This window comes from Anaerobacillus alkalidiazotrophicus (assembly GCF_001866055.1).
Genome location: NZ_MLQS01000006.1, coordinates 1 through 18,246, shown reverse-complemented (window position 1 = coordinate 18,246; position 18,246 = coordinate 1). Strand labels below are relative to the sequence as shown.

The 18,246-nt window shown below is 33.4% G+C and carries 17 protein-coding genes, 2 rRNA genes and 1 pseudogene; 3 read left to right on the top strand and 17 right to left on the bottom strand.

Going from position 1 to position 18,246, the window contains the following annotated elements; translation table 11 throughout:
* Positions 1 to 290: 290 nt before the first annotated feature.
* Positions 291 to 1,304, bottom strand: coding sequence for an ABC transporter substrate-binding protein (locus BKP45_RS07890; protein WP_169824077.1), 1,014 nt, complete (start codon positions 1,302 to 1,304; stop codon positions 291 to 293).
* A 207-nt stretch (positions 1,305 to 1,511) separates the two neighbouring features.
* Here BKP45_RS07890 and hemH point away from each other — a divergent pair, with 207 nt between their 5' ends.
* Entirely contained in the window at positions 1,512 to 2,471 is a 960-nt protein-coding gene (gene hemH / locus BKP45_RS07885) for a ferrochelatase (RefSeq protein ID WP_071389190.1), read from the top strand.
* Between the two features lie 43 nt (positions 2,472 to 2,514).
* Here the strand turns inward: hemH and BKP45_RS07880 are convergent, their stop codons facing one another.
* The 12 genes from BKP45_RS07880 to BKP45_RS07815 all read right to left on the bottom strand — a co-directional run bounded on the left by BKP45_RS07880 (position 2,515) and on the right by BKP45_RS07815 (position 13,279).
* On the bottom strand, positions 2,515 to 2,835 hold the full coding sequence (locus BKP45_RS07880) for an antibiotic biosynthesis monooxygenase (protein ID WP_071389189.1): 321 nt from the start codon (positions 2,833 to 2,835) through the stop codon (positions 2,515 to 2,517).
* 663 nt (positions 2,836 to 3,498) lie between these two features.
* Positions 3,499 to 4,869 (bottom strand): sulfurtransferase, encoded by a 1,371-nt coding sequence (locus BKP45_RS07870; protein ID WP_071389187.1) that lies wholly within the window; start codon positions 4,867 to 4,869, stop codon positions 3,499 to 3,501.
* Positions 4,870 to 5,042: 173 nt separating this feature from the next.
* Positions 5,043 to 5,624 (bottom strand): CDP-alcohol phosphatidyltransferase family protein, encoded by a 582-nt coding sequence (locus tag BKP45_RS07865; protein WP_071389186.1) that lies wholly within the window; start codon positions 5,622 to 5,624, stop codon positions 5,043 to 5,045.
* 17 nt (positions 5,625 to 5,641) lie between these two features.
* Entirely contained in the window at positions 5,642 to 6,616 is a 975-nt protein-coding gene (locus BKP45_RS07860) for an ABC transporter ATP-binding protein (protein WP_071389185.1), read from the bottom strand.
* Positions 6,617 to 6,624: 8 nt separating this feature from the next.
* Positions 6,625 to 7,407 carry an ABC transporter permease gene (locus tag BKP45_RS07855; RefSeq protein WP_071389184.1) on the bottom strand — a complete coding sequence of 261 codons (783 nt, stop codon included), beginning with the start codon at positions 7,405 to 7,407 and terminating at the stop codon, positions 6,625 to 6,627.
* Positions 7,408 to 7,410: 3 nt separating this feature from the next.
* Positions 7,411 to 8,271, bottom strand: coding sequence for an ABC transporter permease (locus BKP45_RS07850; RefSeq protein ID WP_071389183.1), 861 nt, complete (start codon positions 8,269 to 8,271; stop codon positions 7,411 to 7,413).
* The gene (locus tag BKP45_RS07845) at positions 8,249 to 9,469 is read right to left on the bottom strand and encodes an ABC transporter substrate-binding protein (protein WP_071389182.1); all 1,221 of its coding nucleotides are present in this window, start codon (positions 9,467 to 9,469) and stop codon (positions 8,249 to 8,251) included. Before BKP45_RS07845 ends, BKP45_RS07850 begins: the two co-directional genes overlap by 23 nt.
* Positions 9,470 to 9,490: 21 nt before the next feature.
* Positions 9,491 to 10,228, bottom strand: a complete 738-nt coding sequence (locus tag BKP45_RS23535; protein ID WP_407639586.1) for a glycine/sarcosine/betaine reductase selenoprotein B family protein — start codon at positions 10,226 to 10,228, stop codon at positions 9,491 to 9,493.
* An 8-nt stretch (positions 10,229 to 10,236) separates the two neighbouring features.
* Positions 10,237 to 11,184, bottom strand: a complete 948-nt coding sequence (locus BKP45_RS07830) for a lysylphosphatidylglycerol synthase transmembrane domain-containing protein (protein WP_071389179.1) — start codon at positions 11,182 to 11,184, stop codon at positions 10,237 to 10,239.
* Positions 11,181 to 11,789 carry a TVP38/TMEM64 family protein gene (locus BKP45_RS07825; protein ID WP_245747410.1) on the bottom strand — a complete coding sequence of 203 codons (609 nt, stop codon included), beginning with the start codon at positions 11,787 to 11,789 and terminating at the stop codon, positions 11,181 to 11,183. Before BKP45_RS07825 ends, BKP45_RS07830 begins: the two co-directional genes overlap by 4 nt.
* An 88-nt stretch (positions 11,790 to 11,877) precedes the next feature.
* A complete protein-coding gene (locus BKP45_RS07820) occupies positions 11,878 to 12,339 on the bottom strand; it encodes a hypothetical protein (protein WP_071389177.1) in 462 nt (153 codons plus the stop codon).
* Between the two features lie 10 nt (positions 12,340 to 12,349).
* Positions 12,350 to 13,279, bottom strand: a complete 930-nt coding sequence (locus BKP45_RS07815) for a sulfurtransferase (protein WP_071389176.1) — start codon at positions 13,277 to 13,279, stop codon at positions 12,350 to 12,352.
* 232 nt (positions 13,280 to 13,511) lie between these two features.
* On the opposite strand from BKP45_RS07815, the pseudogene BKP45_RS07810 reads away from it, so the two are divergent.
* Positions 13,512 to 13,763: pseudogene (locus BKP45_RS07810) on the top strand (catalase-related domain-containing protein); the annotation flags it as partial.
* 737 nt (positions 13,764 to 14,500) lie between these two features.
* Here BKP45_RS07810 and BKP45_RS07800 read toward each other — a convergent pair.
* The gene (locus BKP45_RS07800; protein ID WP_071389173.1) at positions 14,501 to 14,749 is read right to left on the bottom strand and encodes a hypothetical protein; all 249 of its coding nucleotides are present in this window, start codon (positions 14,747 to 14,749) and stop codon (positions 14,501 to 14,503) included.
* A gap of 445 nt (positions 14,750 to 15,194) precedes the next feature.
* Between BKP45_RS07800 and BKP45_RS07795 the strand changes: the two genes are divergently transcribed.
* On the top strand, positions 15,195 to 16,133 hold the full coding sequence (locus tag BKP45_RS07795; RefSeq protein WP_071389172.1) for an arsenic resistance protein: 939 nt from the start codon (positions 15,195 to 15,197) through the stop codon (positions 16,131 to 16,133).
* A gap of 202 nt (positions 16,134 to 16,335) precedes the next feature.
* On the opposite strand, the gene BKP45_RS07790 is transcribed toward BKP45_RS07795, so the two are convergent.
* From BKP45_RS07790 to BKP45_RS07780, 3 genes are all read right to left on the bottom strand, one after another.
* Positions 16,336 to 17,460 carry a sensor domain-containing diguanylate cyclase gene (locus BKP45_RS07790; RefSeq protein ID WP_084787723.1) on the bottom strand — a complete coding sequence of 375 codons (1,125 nt, stop codon included), beginning with the start codon at positions 17,458 to 17,460 and terminating at the stop codon, positions 16,336 to 16,338.
* Between the two features lie 226 nt (positions 17,461 to 17,686).
* Positions 17,687 to 17,802 (bottom strand): 5S ribosomal RNA (gene rrf / locus BKP45_RS07785).
* A gap of 146 nt (positions 17,803 to 17,948) precedes the next feature.
* Positions 17,949 to 18,246, bottom strand: a 23S ribosomal RNA gene (locus BKP45_RS07780); the annotation flags it as partial.

The following is an 18,246-nucleotide window of genomic DNA, read 5'->3' as shown; positions in this document are numbered from 1 at the left end:
GTGGACATGGAAGGCAATATCATTTTTTTGTAATTTTACTTCTAAATCTAAAGGCAAAACTAATTGGTTCATGTTATAATCTTTAAACATAAGGACCCTTCTTTCTGTTGAAATTTGGTATGGTAACTTTATTTTATCAGAAGTGGTCCTTATTTTTATTAAAAATAATCAAAGCCGGTGAAATTTTACTCGTCGTAAAATTTCACCGGCTTTTTTCATCTAAGAGGTGGTTTTGTCCCAGCCCCTATTTCATTACTAATGTTATTGTTATTTAATTTACGAAAATCTTTTTATTCAATTGTAATACTCTCAAGACTTTCACTTAAATATTGTAAAGATTCTACTATTCTCGGTCCTGGATTTGTACCGAAAAGACTATGTGGTAAAATAATTAAATTATCGTTTTTAACGGCAGTTAAATTATTCCACGCTGGATTTTTTGACATTTCACTTTGGAAATTGTCTAACACTGCTTGTGGGTCTCCATGAGCCATGAAATAAATTACATCTGGATTTGCTTCTAATACCCTTTCTAAGCTCAACTGAGCATAAGTCGGATATCGATCTAACCTCGGAAGACCGCTAGCAACATTTTCAGTACCTACTAATTCGAATAAACTTCCTACTAATGATTGAGGCAATGCAGCCATCGTCTCATCTACTGTTCCAAATAAAATTAACGTTTTCATTGGTTGTTCAGGTTGGTTTCCTATAAGTGCGTTTATTTCGTTTTCAATCTCATGAATTAATTGTTCAGCTTCAGATCCTTTATCTAGTATTCGACCATACAAGTTTATTAAGCCGATAATATCTTCAAAACTATCGCCATGTGATAATAATACGTTAATCCCCAGTGCTTCAAGAGTTTCAATGTCTTTCATATTTACTCTTGAATGGCCAATAAATAAGTCTACACCAAGGCTTGCTAATATTTCAAAGTTGATATCATGCGGATGACCAATAACATCTAAAGACTCCGCCTCTGGTGGTCTTACTTCTCCACTTGATTGCGGTCTAGCAGCAAGTTCCCCACCTAATGCATAAATGATTTCCATATCTCCAGGAATGACTGTTGCAATTCTATGTGGTGCACTTTCAAATATTAATTCTCTTCCAGCAGAATCAGTAACAGTAATTGGATAATGACTTTCCTCTTCTTCAATTACTTCTTCTTGTATTTCTTGTTCAGTTTCAGTAGGTTCAGAAACTTCCTCATTAGCGTCAGTTTCTTGTTTACCACAACCTACTAAAATAAAGATAGATAAAACTGCAAATAAAAATAAATAGAATAGTTGCTTCTTCATTATGATGTTCCTCCAATTATGTATATCGATATTGAAAATCATTATCAATTGTATTTAACTATATTGAATTCATAAAGTCAACACTTTCATAACATTTATTTTTCTTAAAATTACTATACTTCACTGTCATGATTTGATAAAATTAATTATACTTGATAATGATTATCATCATCTTTCATAACTACAGTTAATAAAGGAGCGATAAAAATGATTGGTGTTTTAATAATGAATTATGGTTCTCCAAAGTCAATTGATGGCCTTACAAGTTACTTTACTCACATTATGCATGGTCACGAACCATCTGAAGAAATGATACATGAAGCTAAATTGCGCTATATAGAATTAGGAGTAGCTGACCCACTAGGTTCAGTAACGAAACGTCAAGCGAGCGCAATTCAATCAGTTTTGAGTAAAAACACAAATGAACAATTGAAAGTTTATATTGGGTGTAAACATTCTGAGCCTTTTGTTGAAGATGCTGTTGAACAGATGGTTGCTGATGGCGTTAAATATATTATTACTCTCCCTTTAACAACTTTTTACTCGAAAACTGGTGTTGGCTTATACGAGAAAAAAGTTGATAAGAAATTAGCTGATTTACAAATAAATATCCCTGTATTAAACGTGAAAAACTGGCATTTAGATAGTAACATCATAGATTGCTTCACTAATAGAGTACATACTGCTCATACATGGCTATCTAAAGATGTAAAGAATGATTGTATTGTCATTTTTACTGCTCATAGCCAACCGGGTAAACCGGAAACTCATTTAACTTATACAACGCAATTTGAAGAATTAGCTACTTCTATCGCTCGCAATGTTTCTCTTGACTGGCGTATTGCTTACCGTAGCGCTGGACCACAGCCACAATTATGGATTGGTCCAGATGTTCAAGACGTTATTAAAGAAGTTGCTAATGAAGGAAAACAAAGTATCATTATGTGTGACCTTTTATCAGTAACTGAAAATGCTGAAGTTTATTTTGATGCTGGAGTTTTTAGTCAAAAAACAGCTAATGAACTAGGTATAGAATTTTTACGCACACCCTTTTTAAATGATTCTTACGATTTTATTTCGGCTATATGTGATGTTGTTGAAAGTAAAATGCATTCTAATTCTACTTTTAATAATCTACTAAAAAATTTTACTAGTATAAATAATTAAGCTAAAAGGGATCATATCTAGTCGACATGATCCCTTTTAGCCTTTAATTATTAACCTCAACTTTTGGTTCCCTACTAGCAACAACGTCATACAACTCAATTTTGTTGTTTATAATAAACTCCGGTCTTGAGCCACTATGTGATTTTTTAAATTCATCACTACGTGCCCAAGCATCATGAGCTTCTTTTGATTCCCACAATGTGTTAATAACAATTTCGTCATAATCTGCTGTTCCTCTTTTTTGCAAAACTTTTAATCCTAAAAATCCTTCAAAACTTTCAACATTCCCTGGTCGATCAAATCTTTGAATTAGTTTATCTGCAAACCCTTTTTTTACTTGAACAGTGTTGTTAATAATAATCACATGTCTTCTCCCCTAACTAGAAATTATGTATAAAAAGAATATATAATTGATAATGATTATCAATTATATATTAACTTAATACCATTAACAATGTCAATACCTTATTAATATGGTGAGAATTAGGATAGATGTATTTAATGTTAAGATAATCCCTATAAGCAATTATTTATTAACTCGAATATTTATAACAAATTTAATAAATTGCACCACAAACAGAATCATTATAAAGTTAACCAATAAGGGAAAAGTAAGAAAATGAAATGATTGGTAAAAATATAACAAAATAATTAAACCTATACTCGTACCAATAAAAGCAACTAAGTATCTAATACGAAAGTAATTTACATTTTTTCCTTTTATATAAAGAAAAATACATAGCACAACCACTAAAACGATAATACTTATATAGATCCAAAACCACTTGGGATTTAGTATTGTCGATTGCAAGATTTGGTTTCTATATACCAGATCCCGATACAACCCCATTCTAGTCTCAGCCAATTGTTGCAAAACAAAACTTCCAATTACCAATAGCCAAGCCACCATTGGTAAGACCACATCAAATATTACCCTAACTAATCTAAAATTATTTTTCACTAAACCTCTCCTTCCATAATGTAAAAGGCTGCCCAATTTTCGATATGGACAGCCTTCTAACAGAACTTAGTTTGTAGGTTCTCCTACTTCAATTGGATTAGATTCATCAAGACTCCACTCAAACCAACCACCATCATAAACCGAAATATTCTCCCAGCCCATTAAATATGCAGCAAAGAATGCTTCACTTGCTCTCCATCCTGTTCCGCAATAAAATGATACTTGATTTTCTTCCGTAATTCCTAAATCAGCCCAGTTTGAAGCAAGTTCATGGTAATTTCGCATCGTCTGATCAAAATTACGATAATCTTCCATATTATAAGCATCTGTACCCGCATACCCCCATACAGATCCTTCAATTCTTCCTTTTGGATTAATATAGCTGTAACCACTTGTTTCTCCAATATGTTCTTCCCAGCTACGAATACTTACTAATCTACCATTTTCATCAATGAGGCATTCTTTTGCTTCCTCAGTATCAATTATGAAATCCAGACGCGCTGGAACCTCAACCCCAAAATTCGCAACAGATGTTGGTACATTTGATTCTGTTTCGATTTCAAAACCTGCTTTTTCCCAAGCAAAATATCCACCATCAAGGATACGTACATCCTCTACACCCGCATATAACATAATTGAAGCCGCACGCATCGCAGCCATGTTATCTCTTCCATACAAAATGACTGTCGTATCATAGGTAATACCATAATCTAACAACATCTGTTCAATATCCTGATCAGATTTACGATTCCATAATGGCTCTTCTTCTATTTCGTTTGTATCTAAGTAATAAGCACCTGGAATATGACCTTCATTATAATCAACCGGTGCTCCCCATGCCACTTCAAAAATTTTATAATCATAATTATCAAACGTATTTGGACGATTACCCTTAATTAGTTCATTTACCCACGTTGGATACACTAATTTCTCATAATTAGCTAGACTTTCCATCGGTAAATTTTCATCTATTGCCCAAGTAACTAGTCCTTCTTCATATCCATAAACATTTGAATAACCTAAGTTTGACAAAACCTCAAACATCACATGAACATCATTTCCTAAAGCATCATAAACAATAACATGTTTGTCAGTCGTAATCCCGTTTTCCACTAAAAGATCCTCAAGGTGATCCACTTCTTTCGTCCAATTCAACGGAAAGTTTACTGCCCCTTGAATATGGCCACCTCTATTTTCGTCATTTAATTTCCAGCCATTATATTCCGCTTGTGAGCGAATATCGACAATGACATATTGTGGGTTTTCAAGTTTTTCTTTTAGTAGATCAGTAGTCAATAATGATAAATCATTATTCACTGTTTCTATTGCCATACTCTCTTCATTGTTCTCGTTAGCAACTTTTTCCCCATTGCATGCGATTAAGGTAATTAATAATACCATGAATAACAAATACGAAAGAATATTTGTTTTACTCATTTCGTTCCCTCTCTAACTATAATTTATTTTTATAACTACTATAACATATTATAATACCACTAAAAAGTAAATACCATTTCATGAAAGAAACATATTTTGTATCGCTCTTTGAAATACTATTAAATCTCAATAAAAAACACTGCATAAATAAAAGTAGCAGTGTAAATAAATCGTTAACTCAATATTTTTTTTGCTTCTAGCAATCTTTGTATGGCAGTAAAAATAACTAGACCAGCAAATAGAATTGTTAGAAAATACATCATGGACGGAAGTAAAATAATTAGACTAAATAAAAGAAAACCCTCTGTGCGCTCAGCCACACCTGCTTGGTAATAAAATGACTTCATTCCTTTTTTTTCAGAAACTGCTCCAACAGTAAGAAAAATGGTCATAGAAACAATAATTGCCACACTTAACAATAACAAAGCAAATGTAATTTCCGGAAAAGCTAGCGCTAACCCAATAATGACACTTATTTCAACTATTCGATCAAAACTTACATCTAATACAGTCCCAAATTCACTAGTTTTCGTTAAACGAGCCATAGAGCCATCTACCGCATCTAAAAATCCTGATATCCATAAAACAATAACAGCCAAAATTGGTTGTCCAACATAAACAAATAACCCAGATAGAGAACCAATAAGGAAGGCCAGAACTGTCACTTGGTTTGCAGTAAGCTTGTACTTGAGTAAAAGCTTAGCAGTTCTCACTATTAATGGCTCAACATATTTTCTAGCATGTGTATCTAACATATCACTTTCTCCTTTTTTTAATCAGTTCGAAAAGAAACCATCGCTTCTGTATTTACTCCTAAGAAAACCATATCATTTTTTGATACAGAAATTTGGCAAGCAATCGTAATCTCTATACCTAGTTCTACTAATTCAACTTGTATAAACCTTTGACCACCTTTAAAAAAAGTTGTATCTACCTTCGCCTCTAAGCATTGATCAAAATTGTTTTGTACGGTCGTTAAACACGTACTTACATGAACTTTACTCAAAGGGACGAATAATTCATCAACAGTAAATCCATCCGAAAAATAATTAGCGACATAAGCCGTGTTTGGACTTTCATAAAGTTCTTCTGGACTACCAATCTGCTGAATTGAGCCATCCTTCATCACAGCAATACGATCGGCTATAACCATCGCTTCTTCCTTATCATGGGTGACGAAAATCGCCGTTGTTCTCCATTTTTTCAATTTCTTTTTTACCCAACCTCGTAGGGAACTACGTAAATCAGGATCTAAACTGCTAAATGGTTCATCGAGAACTAATAACTTCGGCTGGACCAATAGTGCTCTAGCAAGGGCCACACGCTGTTGCTGTCCACCAGATATTTCATGAGGATAAGCCTCTCTTAAATGTCCGATTTCCATATTTTCTAATATTTCCATACCTTTAGCTATCCGTTCAGACTTTGTTATATTTTTTAGTTTTAATCCATATACCGTATTTTCTATAATCGTTAAATGCGGGAATAACAAAGGATGTTGAAACATCATGACAACCGGTCGTTCTTGGGCACTCATTTCATTCATTTTTTTTCCTTCAAGATAAATGTTCCCACTCGTCACATGTTCAAGACCAGCGATACATCGTAAAAGCGTTGTTTTACCACAACCAGAAGGACCAACAATACAGAGTATTTCCCCTTCATTTAATGAAAAAGTAATATCTTCTATGACTTTCTTCTCTTCAAAATTTTTATTTATATTCTGACATTCAATTAATGGTATCATACCTCTCCTTACCCTACCTTTAGTAATATCTTAAGTAGTTTTACAGTACCTTCAAATATGATAAAAAACAAGATTGGTAATAGAAAAAATAAAAAGGAGAAACTAGCGATGACACCAGGATTTGAGCTTTGAAAAAAGGGATAGTAAACGAGTGCCAACGTTACAACGTTTCCACCACCAATAATTGCCGTTAACGCGTATTGACTTAATGAAATAATATACGTAAGCATCACTGCACTTCTAATCGAAGGCATTAAAAGTGGGATTTCTATCGTCCAAAAAATTTTCCAGTGACTAATTCCTAACGTGATCCCTTGCTCAATTATTTTTCTACCTAAACGATCATAGCCGCTGCGAAAAATTCTAATCGTGTAAGGAAGTGTCGGGACTAAATGAACGAAAACAACGCCTACCCAATGATTGGCTAAGCCTAAACGAATGAACGTCATATGCAACCCTAATGCAATTGCCAAACTTGGAACTAAGATAGGTGCCATTAAAATCATTTCAATCATCGATTTCCCTTTAAATTGGTGATGAGAAAGTCCCTTTCCAGCTAATATTCCAAGTAGTAAGTTAATGAAAACAACAACAAAACCGATGAACATGGTAACCTGTAACGCTTCTATTAATCTAGGTTCTATAAAAAGTATCTCCCACGAATAAAAATGAAACATTTCAGGAAAAATTTGCGGCCATCTCCATTGAACCGCTACACTTTGAATAAAAAGGAATACAATTGGAAATAAAAATACAATGAAAAAGAGCATAAAATAAATTAGTTTTTTCATCATTTAGCTCCCTTTCATCATAGTATAACGACTTCTTTTTGAAACTTGAAAAATAAGGAAAGAACATACGAGAATAAAAACAGTAAGTAGGATCATTAATGCCATTGACATCGATCGAAATGACCAATCTCCTGTGTAAAACCATTGATAAGCAAGGACTGATATCATTTTCGGATCAGTCACTCCTAGTAAATATGGGACTTCAAAAGCCGCAATAATAAATGCGAATAAAATTAACCCAATTTCAATGATAACAGGGAAAAGCCAAGGCCACTCCACCGTCCTAAATACTTCACATCGCCCACCACCTAAAGTGCGGACAACTTGAACATACCTACGATCAATTTCATATATCACAGGTAAAAGCATAAGAACTACAAATGGTACAGACTTCCACACATACGTTACAATGATCCCTACTCCAACACGATCAAATACTAAAATGGGGAATTCATGACGATCAGAAATTATCCCAAGATGATAAAACCCACTTGATATTAAACCACTTTGGGATAAAAAAATCAGAACAAGATAAGCCGCAACAAAATGAGGAAGCAGCATCGGTACCCAGATGATTAATTTTAAGGTTGATTTTTCAAAATAAGTATAAATCATTTTAGCTAGGACCAAACCTAGGAATAAAGAAATGATGGTCGCTATAAAAGTAACTTTCAAACTAAAAACAAAGGAGGATCGGAACATTGTATTCTCCAATACAAAAGCATATGTCCCAATCCCATTCTCTCGTAAACTTTGCGAGATAGCCTTTATCAGTGCATAACCTGTTAACAATACTGTAACGGACAAACTAGGTAAAAGAAAAACGCTGATGCGAAATAAATTATTGTGATTGAACAACTTCAAAAAGCCATTTCTCCTTTATAAAATCTACATAATCGGTTGGTAGTTCAGGTAGAAACGAATCTTGTAAAATTTCCGGATCTAGCACAGATAAACCCCTATCGACTTCTTCAAATTGTCGTTTCATTTCATCATCTAGTTTACTCAAATCTAAAACACTGCTTTCTCCCCACATAGAAGAATCCATTTTCTTTAATTGTGCTTCAGGAGACAATAATTCATTAATAACGACTAACGCACCAGCTTTATTAGGACTATTAAACGGAATAGAAAGAAAGTGACTATTGCCAATAGAACCTACATCTAATATAAAGCTTCTTGTCGATGAAGGAAATGTACCACTTTCAATTAAGCTTTCGGCCCTTGCTTCGTTATAACCCATTGTCATATAAACCTCGCCTTGACTATAAAGCTGGTCAAGCTGAGCTAGCGATTGTGGATAGGTTTCACCATTTCTCCAAAGATATGGTTTCAAATCATTTAAATAAGCCCAAACCTCTTCACTTACATCGTCAAGATTTGTCTCATCATTAAAAAGTAAGTTATGATCATTAAATTCATAAAATAAATGACGTAAAAAAGCATTACCTGTAAAATCTTCTGCTTCAGGGTATGTGAATTTCCCTGGGTTTTGCTTTACCCATTCTTTTAATTCAGAAAAACTCGTTGGTGGATTTGCTACTTTTTCTTCGTCATAGTTAAACACAAATTGGACTTTTCCCCATGGAGCTTCTAATCCGTCTACCTCTGTACCAAAATCAAATTCATATTGTGTGTCATCAGTATAAGTTTTGAAATTTGGTAAAGACGAACTAAAAGAATCCCAAAGCAGTTCGTTATTTTTTGCATTTTTAAAATTTTCCCCGTTCAACCAAATGATATCAATTGTACCTGACTGTTGGTTAACTTCCCTCTCGGTTAACAGCTTTTGTAATACTTCTTGAATGTCCATTGGTGTACGAATAAGTGTAATTCCATACATTTCTTCTATCCGTGGGGCAACCCAATGATCGATATATGAATTTATTCCTTCGTCCCCACCCCACATAAACATTCGAACTTCCGTACCTGCTGCTATTTGTTCGACCTCTTTCCAAGGAAGGTCTAGTACATTTTCCTGTTCAATTTCCTCATTTTCATTTCCACAAGCTGTAATAAAGATTAAGAATGTTAACATTAGTAGATTTAATATTTTTTTCATTGTTTCCTCCGATTTTCACCATTAATCTCTTCTCCAACGATATGGTAGTTTTCTAATCTTCTCCTCTTCTTCCATATCAATAATACCATTTAGCATATCCATCACAATTTTGCGTTGTAAGTCAACTCGATTTGCTGCACCAAAACTTCTTCCTAATGGAAACTTTATATGTAAAGCTCTTGGCGGTTGAACTTTTTTCGTTAGTTCTGGCAAATGAGTTATAGATATGGTTGCGATTCCTTCTTTTTCAACTGCCTTTTGGATCAATCCCACGGATTGATGACAAATATATCAGCCTGGAGAGGCAAGCAAAACATTTACACGATCTTTCTTTAACTGTTCAATGATAAATGGGATTGATTCATCAAGTAAATGCTGAGTGTTAGGAATATAACCCATCATTCCAAAATGAGTTTTTGCTGTATTTCCAATGATGCCTTCTTTTTTTAGCTGATGCAAAATGTCAATTGGATATACACTATTAATATCTTCATTGGCATCGGTTGTATCGTAATGTGTGTGGCTAATCATTAACTCATCTTTTTTGGCATCATCGCCAATATTGCGAACAGTATGGTCCCCTGCCTCAACATCAAACTTTTCTTGAGTTTTCAAATGAACACCTGCTGTCGTTAAGAAAGCAACGGTCCATTTGTACATTGGTTTTTTCACTCGAAAAAAACATTGATTATTACGATTTTTTTTAATCATAAATTTTGCTTTCATACGAAAGTAAGCATGAATAAAGCTTTTTATCACCAAGTCAACTACCCCTTCTGAATTACCTGTTCTTTTTCTAAAAGCCAAAACAGACCACCAATGGATGTCCCGATTAAAACTAATACAAAAAATAACAATGATACAGTAATCGATACCGTTTCTGAAATCCCTACTAAAGCAAATAAATATACATATGCTCCTTCACGAATACCAATTCCATTAATAGAAATAGGGATCATTGTCAAAATTGAAATGATTGACACAAAACCTAGTTGAGCCATGAAAGGAACAAACACACCCATTGATTTAAAAAGAAATGTCGTCACTAATACAAAGAAAATTTGAAAAAGAATAGAGTAAAATAATAGTAGCCATAACGTATAACGATTGTGCTTATATTGATCAATCGCCTGATAAAAAGGAATAACTTTCCCTTTAAATAGACGGATCATCAGTTTTTCAAAAGGTTTCAAAAAAATGGCAACGACTATGAAACTTAAAATAAGGAAAAAAATAAACACTTGCCCTAAAAGCGAAGCACTTATATTTACTGTTAATACACCCGTTACCGTTATACCAATTAATGCAATTCCAGCGAAGAGTCTTTCTACAGAAACTGAAGCAACTGCTTGTTGTGAGCCTAAGGATTTACTTGCATATACTACTCTACTTACATCTCCACCGATACTTCCTGGTAGGAAATTATTAAAAAAGAAACCAATATAATACCAACGAAAACATTGATAAAAAGAAACTTTCCCGTTTAACCGACAAAGTATATACCACTTGTAACAACTAATCAATATACACGATAAAACTGAAACCAACGCCAACAAAACATACAAAAGGTTCAAATGTTTAATTTGATAGGCTAATTCACTCCACTCTACATTGTACGCTAACCATGAACAAACAATCAAAGAAATCGACAAACGGAATAGAAATGGTTTATGAACTTTAGGAAAAGTAATAGGTTGGTTCACTTCTGTATTCATTTTACTACTTCACTTCTTTTAAACTTTTTCTCAAACCTAGGCTTTAAAGCTGCCCCTACTATCCCAAAACAAATGACAACTACAAAAGCCCAAAATACAACTAACACCGATTTGTTTGCGTTTTCTCCTAAGATGGAATAAAGAATGGTAGCTGGTAGCTGTCCAATTCCTGTTGCGATAACAAACACGATAAACCTAATCGCAGTTAGGCCAGAAGCATAACTAATTAACGCAAAAGAAACGACCGGTATTAGTCTAGCAATTAGTACAGAATGCATACCATATCGTTCAAAGAAGAGATCTGTCCAATGAAGTGCCGTTTTACTGACTAGCTTTTCTACAACTGGTCTCCCTAAACTTCGCGCGATGAAAAAACAAATCGCTGCTCCTACCATTGCACTAGTCCAAGATAACACTCCACCCCAAAATGCTCCAAATAATAACCCATTTGAAAATGTAACGACAAATGCTGGTAACGGTGCAACAATTAACGTAAAAATCATTAGGAAGAATGATACTACCGGTGCCCAAACTCCAAACGATAATAAATAGTCACGAAAAGCTTCAATGTCAGCTTCTATTAATTTTTTAACAGCTTCATTCACTCCTCCCCTTAAATCTGGTAAGAAAATATATAAACCTATTAAACTTACAATCCCTATTATTACAATTGGAAGTTGAAGCTCCTTAATTCTACCTCTTTGCAGAAAAATTCCCCCTTAATAATTCTTTATTTTGCACAATATAAACCAATGTGAATGCTACTATAGGGATAGGTAACAAAAACAAACTAAACATAAAAACAACTAACGGTTCGAATTTCAGTTCATTTCTACTAATTAAATAGAAAGGAAAAATACAGAATATCATCATACCTATAAAATAAAACGATCCATGAATAAAACCATACAACTCATTCACTACTTGATTCATAAACAAAGTGTGAAAAGGAAAGAAAAAACTTTCAATATACAATAATGAAAATGCTAAATAACTTTGAGAAGAACCTTTACTTACTAATAGCATTATCATACCTTTACTATCTTCCATATACCATAATGCAACAGCTTTCCTTAAAAAGTCTAGATCTAGTAAAAAGGAATAGGAGACGAACGTCCCTATCCCTAGCATGATTATTTGAATATTTTTTTTCATAACACTCTGATTAATCTAGAGGAAGAGTATCGTTATTCGCCCATTCATAGATCGAAGCATCATAGTTTTTTACATTTTCATAACCTGCCATGTTTAAGAGTAACGTCATATGTGCTGAGCGTATTCCAGCCGTACAATACGTAACAATCGTATCATCTTTAGTAATCCCTATACCTTCCATTACTTGTTCAATGTCAACTTGAGATTTTATCGTTGAATCATGATTATATAATTCTTTAAATGGCAAATTGACTGCTCCAGGAATATGACCACCCCTTGCTTCCCCAAAATCAGTGGCACCATTAAATTCCTTTTCGGTTCTAGTATCAATCACAACTAAGTTCTCATAGTTTTCACTTAACCATTCTGTAGAAGCAAAATATGTTAAGTCTAATTCCTCAACATTGAAGTTACTAGCCTCTGGAACCGTACTCTCTTTTGAGACCTCTTCAGTTGCTTCCCAGGCTGTCCACCCACCGTTTAACATTTTCGCTTGAATACCTGCTGTTTGAAGCATCCAAATAACCCGTCCATCTTCCCCCCAGGAATTTGGATTACCGTATACGACAATCGTTTTATCAGATGATACTCCAATTGTACTTAATCTTTCAGATAATTGTGGAGCATCTAATACTACTCCCCAGTCCACTTCTCCAGGTCCACCATCCATTTTACTAAACTGCTGCCAGCTAACAGGCATTGAACCAGGTATATGACCTTTCGCATATTCCTCTTCCCCTCGCGCATCAAGAATAAGTATACCTTCACTATTTACGTTTTCCTTTAACCATTCAACAGAAACTAACAATTCATTATTTACATATGATGAGATTTCTTCATTAGTCTCTGGCGTTCCTTCCGTTTGCTCATTACTTGAACAAGCTGTTATGACAAAAATGACTAGTAATAATGTTATAAATTTACTACTTAATAATTTCACGTATTCTCCCCCAGTTTCTATGTGTATCCATTTTTCAAACTAATTTTATTATAAACAGTAACTTTTGTAAACATTTGATTATCAAATCTATAACAAAAGGTTATTCACTTGTCTATTTTGATCATATATAATTACCAAAGTAAACAAAAACAATGAATCTATGGGGGAAAAATATAAAAAAATGGATTGTAATTATATCAACAGTTTTAAACATCCATAAAATAACTTTGTTCAAGCTCGCAAAACATATAGAAAATTTACTGAATGGGAACGTGACGAATTAATCTCTAATCTTGTTGGAGCATTGTCTACATCTCGAAAAGAAATACAAGAGCGAATGATTGAGATTTTTACAAATTGTGATAAAAGAATATGGGAAAAGAGTTGTAGAAGGCCTTTAAAAAACGGTACAAATGAAGAAACAAAAACTGAAGAGGCTGTAAAAAAAGATGAAAATATGAGGTATCCATCTGATCCATATTAAACCTAAATATTATCATGAACTGAACCAATTTGAAGTTCAACTCATGTTTCTTAGGAAAAAAGAGAGTTTCGCTTTTAAACCACACTATTTAAATTAAATACTGAATAAATGGGTCGAGGAGGTTCTAGCTGGTATTTTAAATAAGACGTACTAGAACTAGTACGTCTTATAAAAGAAGCATAATTATTTATACACAAAACCCTACCCATTAGTCCGAATGTCAGGAGGATGTTATATTTGTTAAACTCAACTTGGTACAGAAGAAAAAATACAACAGACACTTACCTCCCAAAGTTTTCCCGATCATCCGTTGCATTTACCAGTAAGATTATCATTAACAATCCAGACAAAACCGATAAAATCCCTAAAAAACCATTTTTAAACATTAACAAGTTCAAAAAGCCTAATGAAAACAAAGACAAGATCAATAAAAGATGAACCAAAAATAAAAATATTTTCATTATAGTTCCTCCTCTTTTTGAAACCACAAATAAATTCTTTCTCCGATAGAGTTACATTTTATATTGTTTTTCAATTACTCTCAATGGCTATAAATTTACTCCTTTTCTTCAAAAATTAATTGTTCAACCATCTTCTTTCCGTTCACGAACCAAGTAACTTCTGTCATCCACTTTTACCCAATATTATAGCCACCAATGACCCTTGTATCGTAAAAGGTAATCCCGTATGGTTTCTCTTTTGTTGGTAAATACTCACTATTACACATTACATACGGTTCAGGACTTATACCACTCTAATATGTGATAATATTCCACTTTGTGTTTACCATTACTATCTGAACCTGTGTAAATAAAATCAATATTAATTTCAAAGGTTTGTTCCGGAGGAGGCGGTAGTGTGAGATGCATTTCTGCTTTCCAATGTTCTGATACTGCAAATAAGTAATAGTTCTGTTCTTCAACATCATTTGCACATGACGATAACAAAGCTAACAAGATAAAGAACCCAATTAGCCTCTTAGCCATCCAAACACTTCTTCATTCGTTTTATACTAACATAATATTTGATTAATTTATTCTTTAGTACACAAATGAAATTTTCGGAGTATTGGAAAAAATATTTATATTAAAAAAACAAATTACTCATCATTTTTCACTTATATTAATGAAGTGTCCTTTTTACAAATATAATGAATAATATTTACTTTTTTCCCATTCATATGAACCTATATTATTAGCAGTCCTGTTGGTTTACAGCTCTCTATTTTAACTTTGTATAAAAAATTTGATTATTCGTTTAATGTTACAACCACTTTTCCTAAAAAATCTACACGGTAACCAATATGACTAGCATTTATAGTTGGATAAAATAGTGTCAACTTTCTTTCCTTTAACAATAAATCTATAATAACTTGTCTTTAATATGGTAAAATAATCTAGTAAGAAAATTTTATCGTTAGGTGATGTGAAAGTGAGATTAATAGAAAAATTATATACTTTTATCATTTTATTATCTGTTATTATCGGGCTTACTATTGGACAATTAAATTTTATTCAAACAAACGTTGAAACCTTAATTGTACCTTTACTAGTGACAATGCTTTATGTAACATTTTTACAAATCCCTATTGAAGAATTAAAAAAAGCTTTTAAAAATATAAGGTTTACATACGCAGCTGTTACACTAAATTTTTTGTGGACACCAATTTTAGCCTGGATACTAGGGTTATTCTTTTTAGCTGATAGTCCGGCATTGTATATTGGTTTTATTATGTTAATGGTTACACCTTGTACTGACTGGTATTTAATATTTACAGGCATAGCAAAAGGAAACCTTGCTCTATCAACAGCAATTTTACCTCTAAACTTATTATTACAAGTTGTGCTACTTCCATTCTACCTCTTAATTTTTGGTGGGTTAAGCGAGTCAATTGAATTTACATTTCTCTTAGAAAGTATTTTATACATACTAATAATACCATTCCTATTAGCCATACTAACTAAAGTTCTATTAAAAAATAGAGAACCACTAAAAGAAAAACTTTTATCAAATTTAAGTGTATTGCCAATCATTTTTCTCAGTTTAGCAATTACTGCTATGTTTGCTTCACAAGGACAGTTTTTGCTTGAGAATCTTACACTGATGCTAAAGATGACTATACCTATACTATTGTTTTTTACTATAAATTTCATCGTAAGCCAGAAAGTTGGCAAGTTAATGAATTTTCCATATCGTGATAGAGCTAGTTTGAGTTTAACTACTCTCGCTAGAAACTCTCCGATTGCATTAGCAATTGCTATGACCGCATTTCCCGAGCAACCAATAATAGCCCTAACATTAGTAATTGGTCCCCTGTTAGAATTGCCCATATTAGCAATCATTACTCAACTACTTTTATTGAAAAAATAAACCTAAAAAGCTCTTACCACTTTTCAGCGGTTACCTATTTATTAGAAAGAGTTAAAACTTATATACAGAGAACTCGGTCTAGCTTGGCTAGAACATCGGAAATTCAGATGGAGTCTCAACTCCACCTGAATGGAAGGTCCCACCTACGCTACGCTTAGAGGAGGGATCTATGACCCTTAAGTTCAAATCAGTTTGATTAAATCTATTTAAAATATTGATAGATATTATTACCGAGTCTTTTGGCCAGATACATTGCTTTATCCGAATTATTAATTAATGTGTCAATATTGTCACCATCATAAGGGTATATACTTATTCCTATACTAACGTAAACATTTTGTTCTTCTCCATTTATAAAGAATGGGAATGAGAAACTTTTTATAATACGTTCTGAAATGATCTTTGCTTGGACTTCGGTTATGTCTTCCAATACAATGATAAATTCATCCCCACTTTTCCTTGAAACAAAATCACATTCTCGCACACTTTTTATTAATCTTTCACTAACCTCTATTAACAGTTTATCTCCAAAGTCATGACCTTTCGTATCATTTATCATTTTGAATTTATTTAAGTCAACAAACATTACCGCCAACATAGTATCATTTCGTTTACACTTAGCTAATGCTTTTTTTAAGTAAATATAAAGCATTTGACGATTCGGTAATCCAGTTAAATTGTCATGGAACGCCATATGTTGTAGCTTTTCTTCACTATGTTTTCGTTCAGTAATGTCATAAGCCACACCATTCAGCTTTACCAAATTCTTCTCCTTATCGAATATTGGGGTTCCAAAAGATTCTATCCACCTTACTTTGCCATCTTTACGAATAAATCTCCACTCACATTTTGAGGGGATACCTAAAAACAATTGTTTATAATAGCTAGATACTTTTCCTTTGTCTTCAGGATAAATAGTCGATAACCATAGATTATAATCATTTTCAAATTCTTTCGCATTGTAACCATATATTTTCTCAATCCCTTTAGATACAGTAATTTTCTGACAAGTTAAATCATTTGACCAGAGGTACGATGCACTATTATTAAAGAGACTTTCTAATTCTGATTTATTTTGTTGTAATTCTTCACTTCTCTGTTTTAATTTTTTTAGGTAATAATTTGCTTTATCATACTGCTTTCCTAACCACCAAGGTACGGGCAGAAAAAAAAAGAGGAAAATTAAAATTTCAAAAAAAGCATTAGTTGATTCTTCCTCAATATATAGATATATCAGCCAACCAATTGTAGTTATAATTGTAATAGAACATACTAAAAATCTCCCTTTGTATCCCAAGCTTCTTTCTCCTTTTTCTTGTATACTCATAGCCAGTTTTTCTGTTATTTTACATGAACTATATTTATATTTCCGTCTTGGATTTATAATAAATTAGTTGAATTATTATGATAGTCCCATTCTTTTAATGAAAATTGAACACATATCAATACTGGTTTATATATTATGCTTCCTACAAAAGAATTCTAAAAAACAAAGTAGATTTTCAAAACAATTTAATAAAAAAACACATCCAATTAGAATGTGTTTTCATATTACCTAGCAACGTCCTACTCTCACAAGGGGAAGCCCCTAACTACCATCGGCGCAAAAGAGCTTAACGATCGTGTTCGGCATGGGAACGAGTGTGACCTCTTTGCTATCGCCACTAGGCTAACAGGATGTTAGTCGTTCGATGTTGGTCACAGGACGTGACCGTTCTTAATCAAACATCCTTTATATTCACTTTCAGAGATCATTCTCTGAAAACTAGATAACATACATTTAAGTTACTTGAGTGTGAATTCAATTCTTATTTTTAGGATAAGTCCTCGACCGATTAGTATCTCTCAGCTCCACATGTCACCATGCTTCCACCCGAGACCTATCAACCTCATCATCTCTAAGGGGTCTTACTGGATTAACTCCAAGGGAAATCTCATCTTGAGGGGGGCTTCATGCTTAGATGCTTTCAGCACTTATCCCTTCCATACGTAGCTACCCAGCTATGCTCCTGGCGGAACAACTGGTACACCAGCGGTATGTCCATCCCGGTCCTCTCGTACTAAGGACAGCTCCTCTCAAATTTCCTACGCCCGCGACGGATAGGGACCGAAC

Coding starts and splice junctions, on each gene's coding strand:
- BKP45_RS07860 (WP_071389185.1), bottom strand. CDS start 6,616: ATGATACCATTAATTGAATGTCAGAATATAAATAAAAATTTTGAAGAG.
- BKP45_RS07890 (WP_169824077.1), bottom strand. CDS start 1,304: ATGAAGAAGCAACTATTCTATTTATTTTTATTTGCAGTTTTATCTATC.
- hemH (WP_071389190.1), top strand. CDS start 1,512: ATGATTGGTGTTTTAATAATGAATTATGGTTCTCCAAAGTCAATTGAT.
- BKP45_RS07790 (WP_084787723.1), bottom strand. CDS start 17,460: ATGAGTATACAAGAAAAAGGAGAAAGAAGCTTGGGATACAAAGGGAGA.
- BKP45_RS07865 (WP_071389186.1), bottom strand. CDS start 5,624: ATGTTAGATACACATGCTAGAAAATATGTTGAGCCATTAATAGTGAGA.
- BKP45_RS07870 (WP_071389187.1), bottom strand. CDS start 4,869: ATGAGTAAAACAAATATTCTTTCGTATTTGTTATTCATGGTATTATTA.
- BKP45_RS07830 (WP_071389179.1), bottom strand. CDS start 11,184: ATGAATACAGAAGTGAACCAACCTATTACTTTTCCTAAAGTTCATAAA.
- BKP45_RS07800 (WP_071389173.1), bottom strand. CDS start 14,749: ATGGCTAAGAGGCTAATTGGGTTCTTTATCTTGTTAGCTTTGTTATCG.
- BKP45_RS07855 (WP_071389184.1), bottom strand. CDS start 7,407: ATGAAAAAACTAATTTATTTTATGCTCTTTTTCATTGTATTTTTATTT.
- BKP45_RS07845 (WP_071389182.1), bottom strand. CDS start 9,469: ATGAAAAAAATATTAAATCTACTAATGTTAACATTCTTAATCTTTATT.
- BKP45_RS07820 (WP_071389177.1), bottom strand. CDS start 12,339: ATGAAAAAAAATATTCAAATAATCATGCTAGGGATAGGGACGTTCGTC.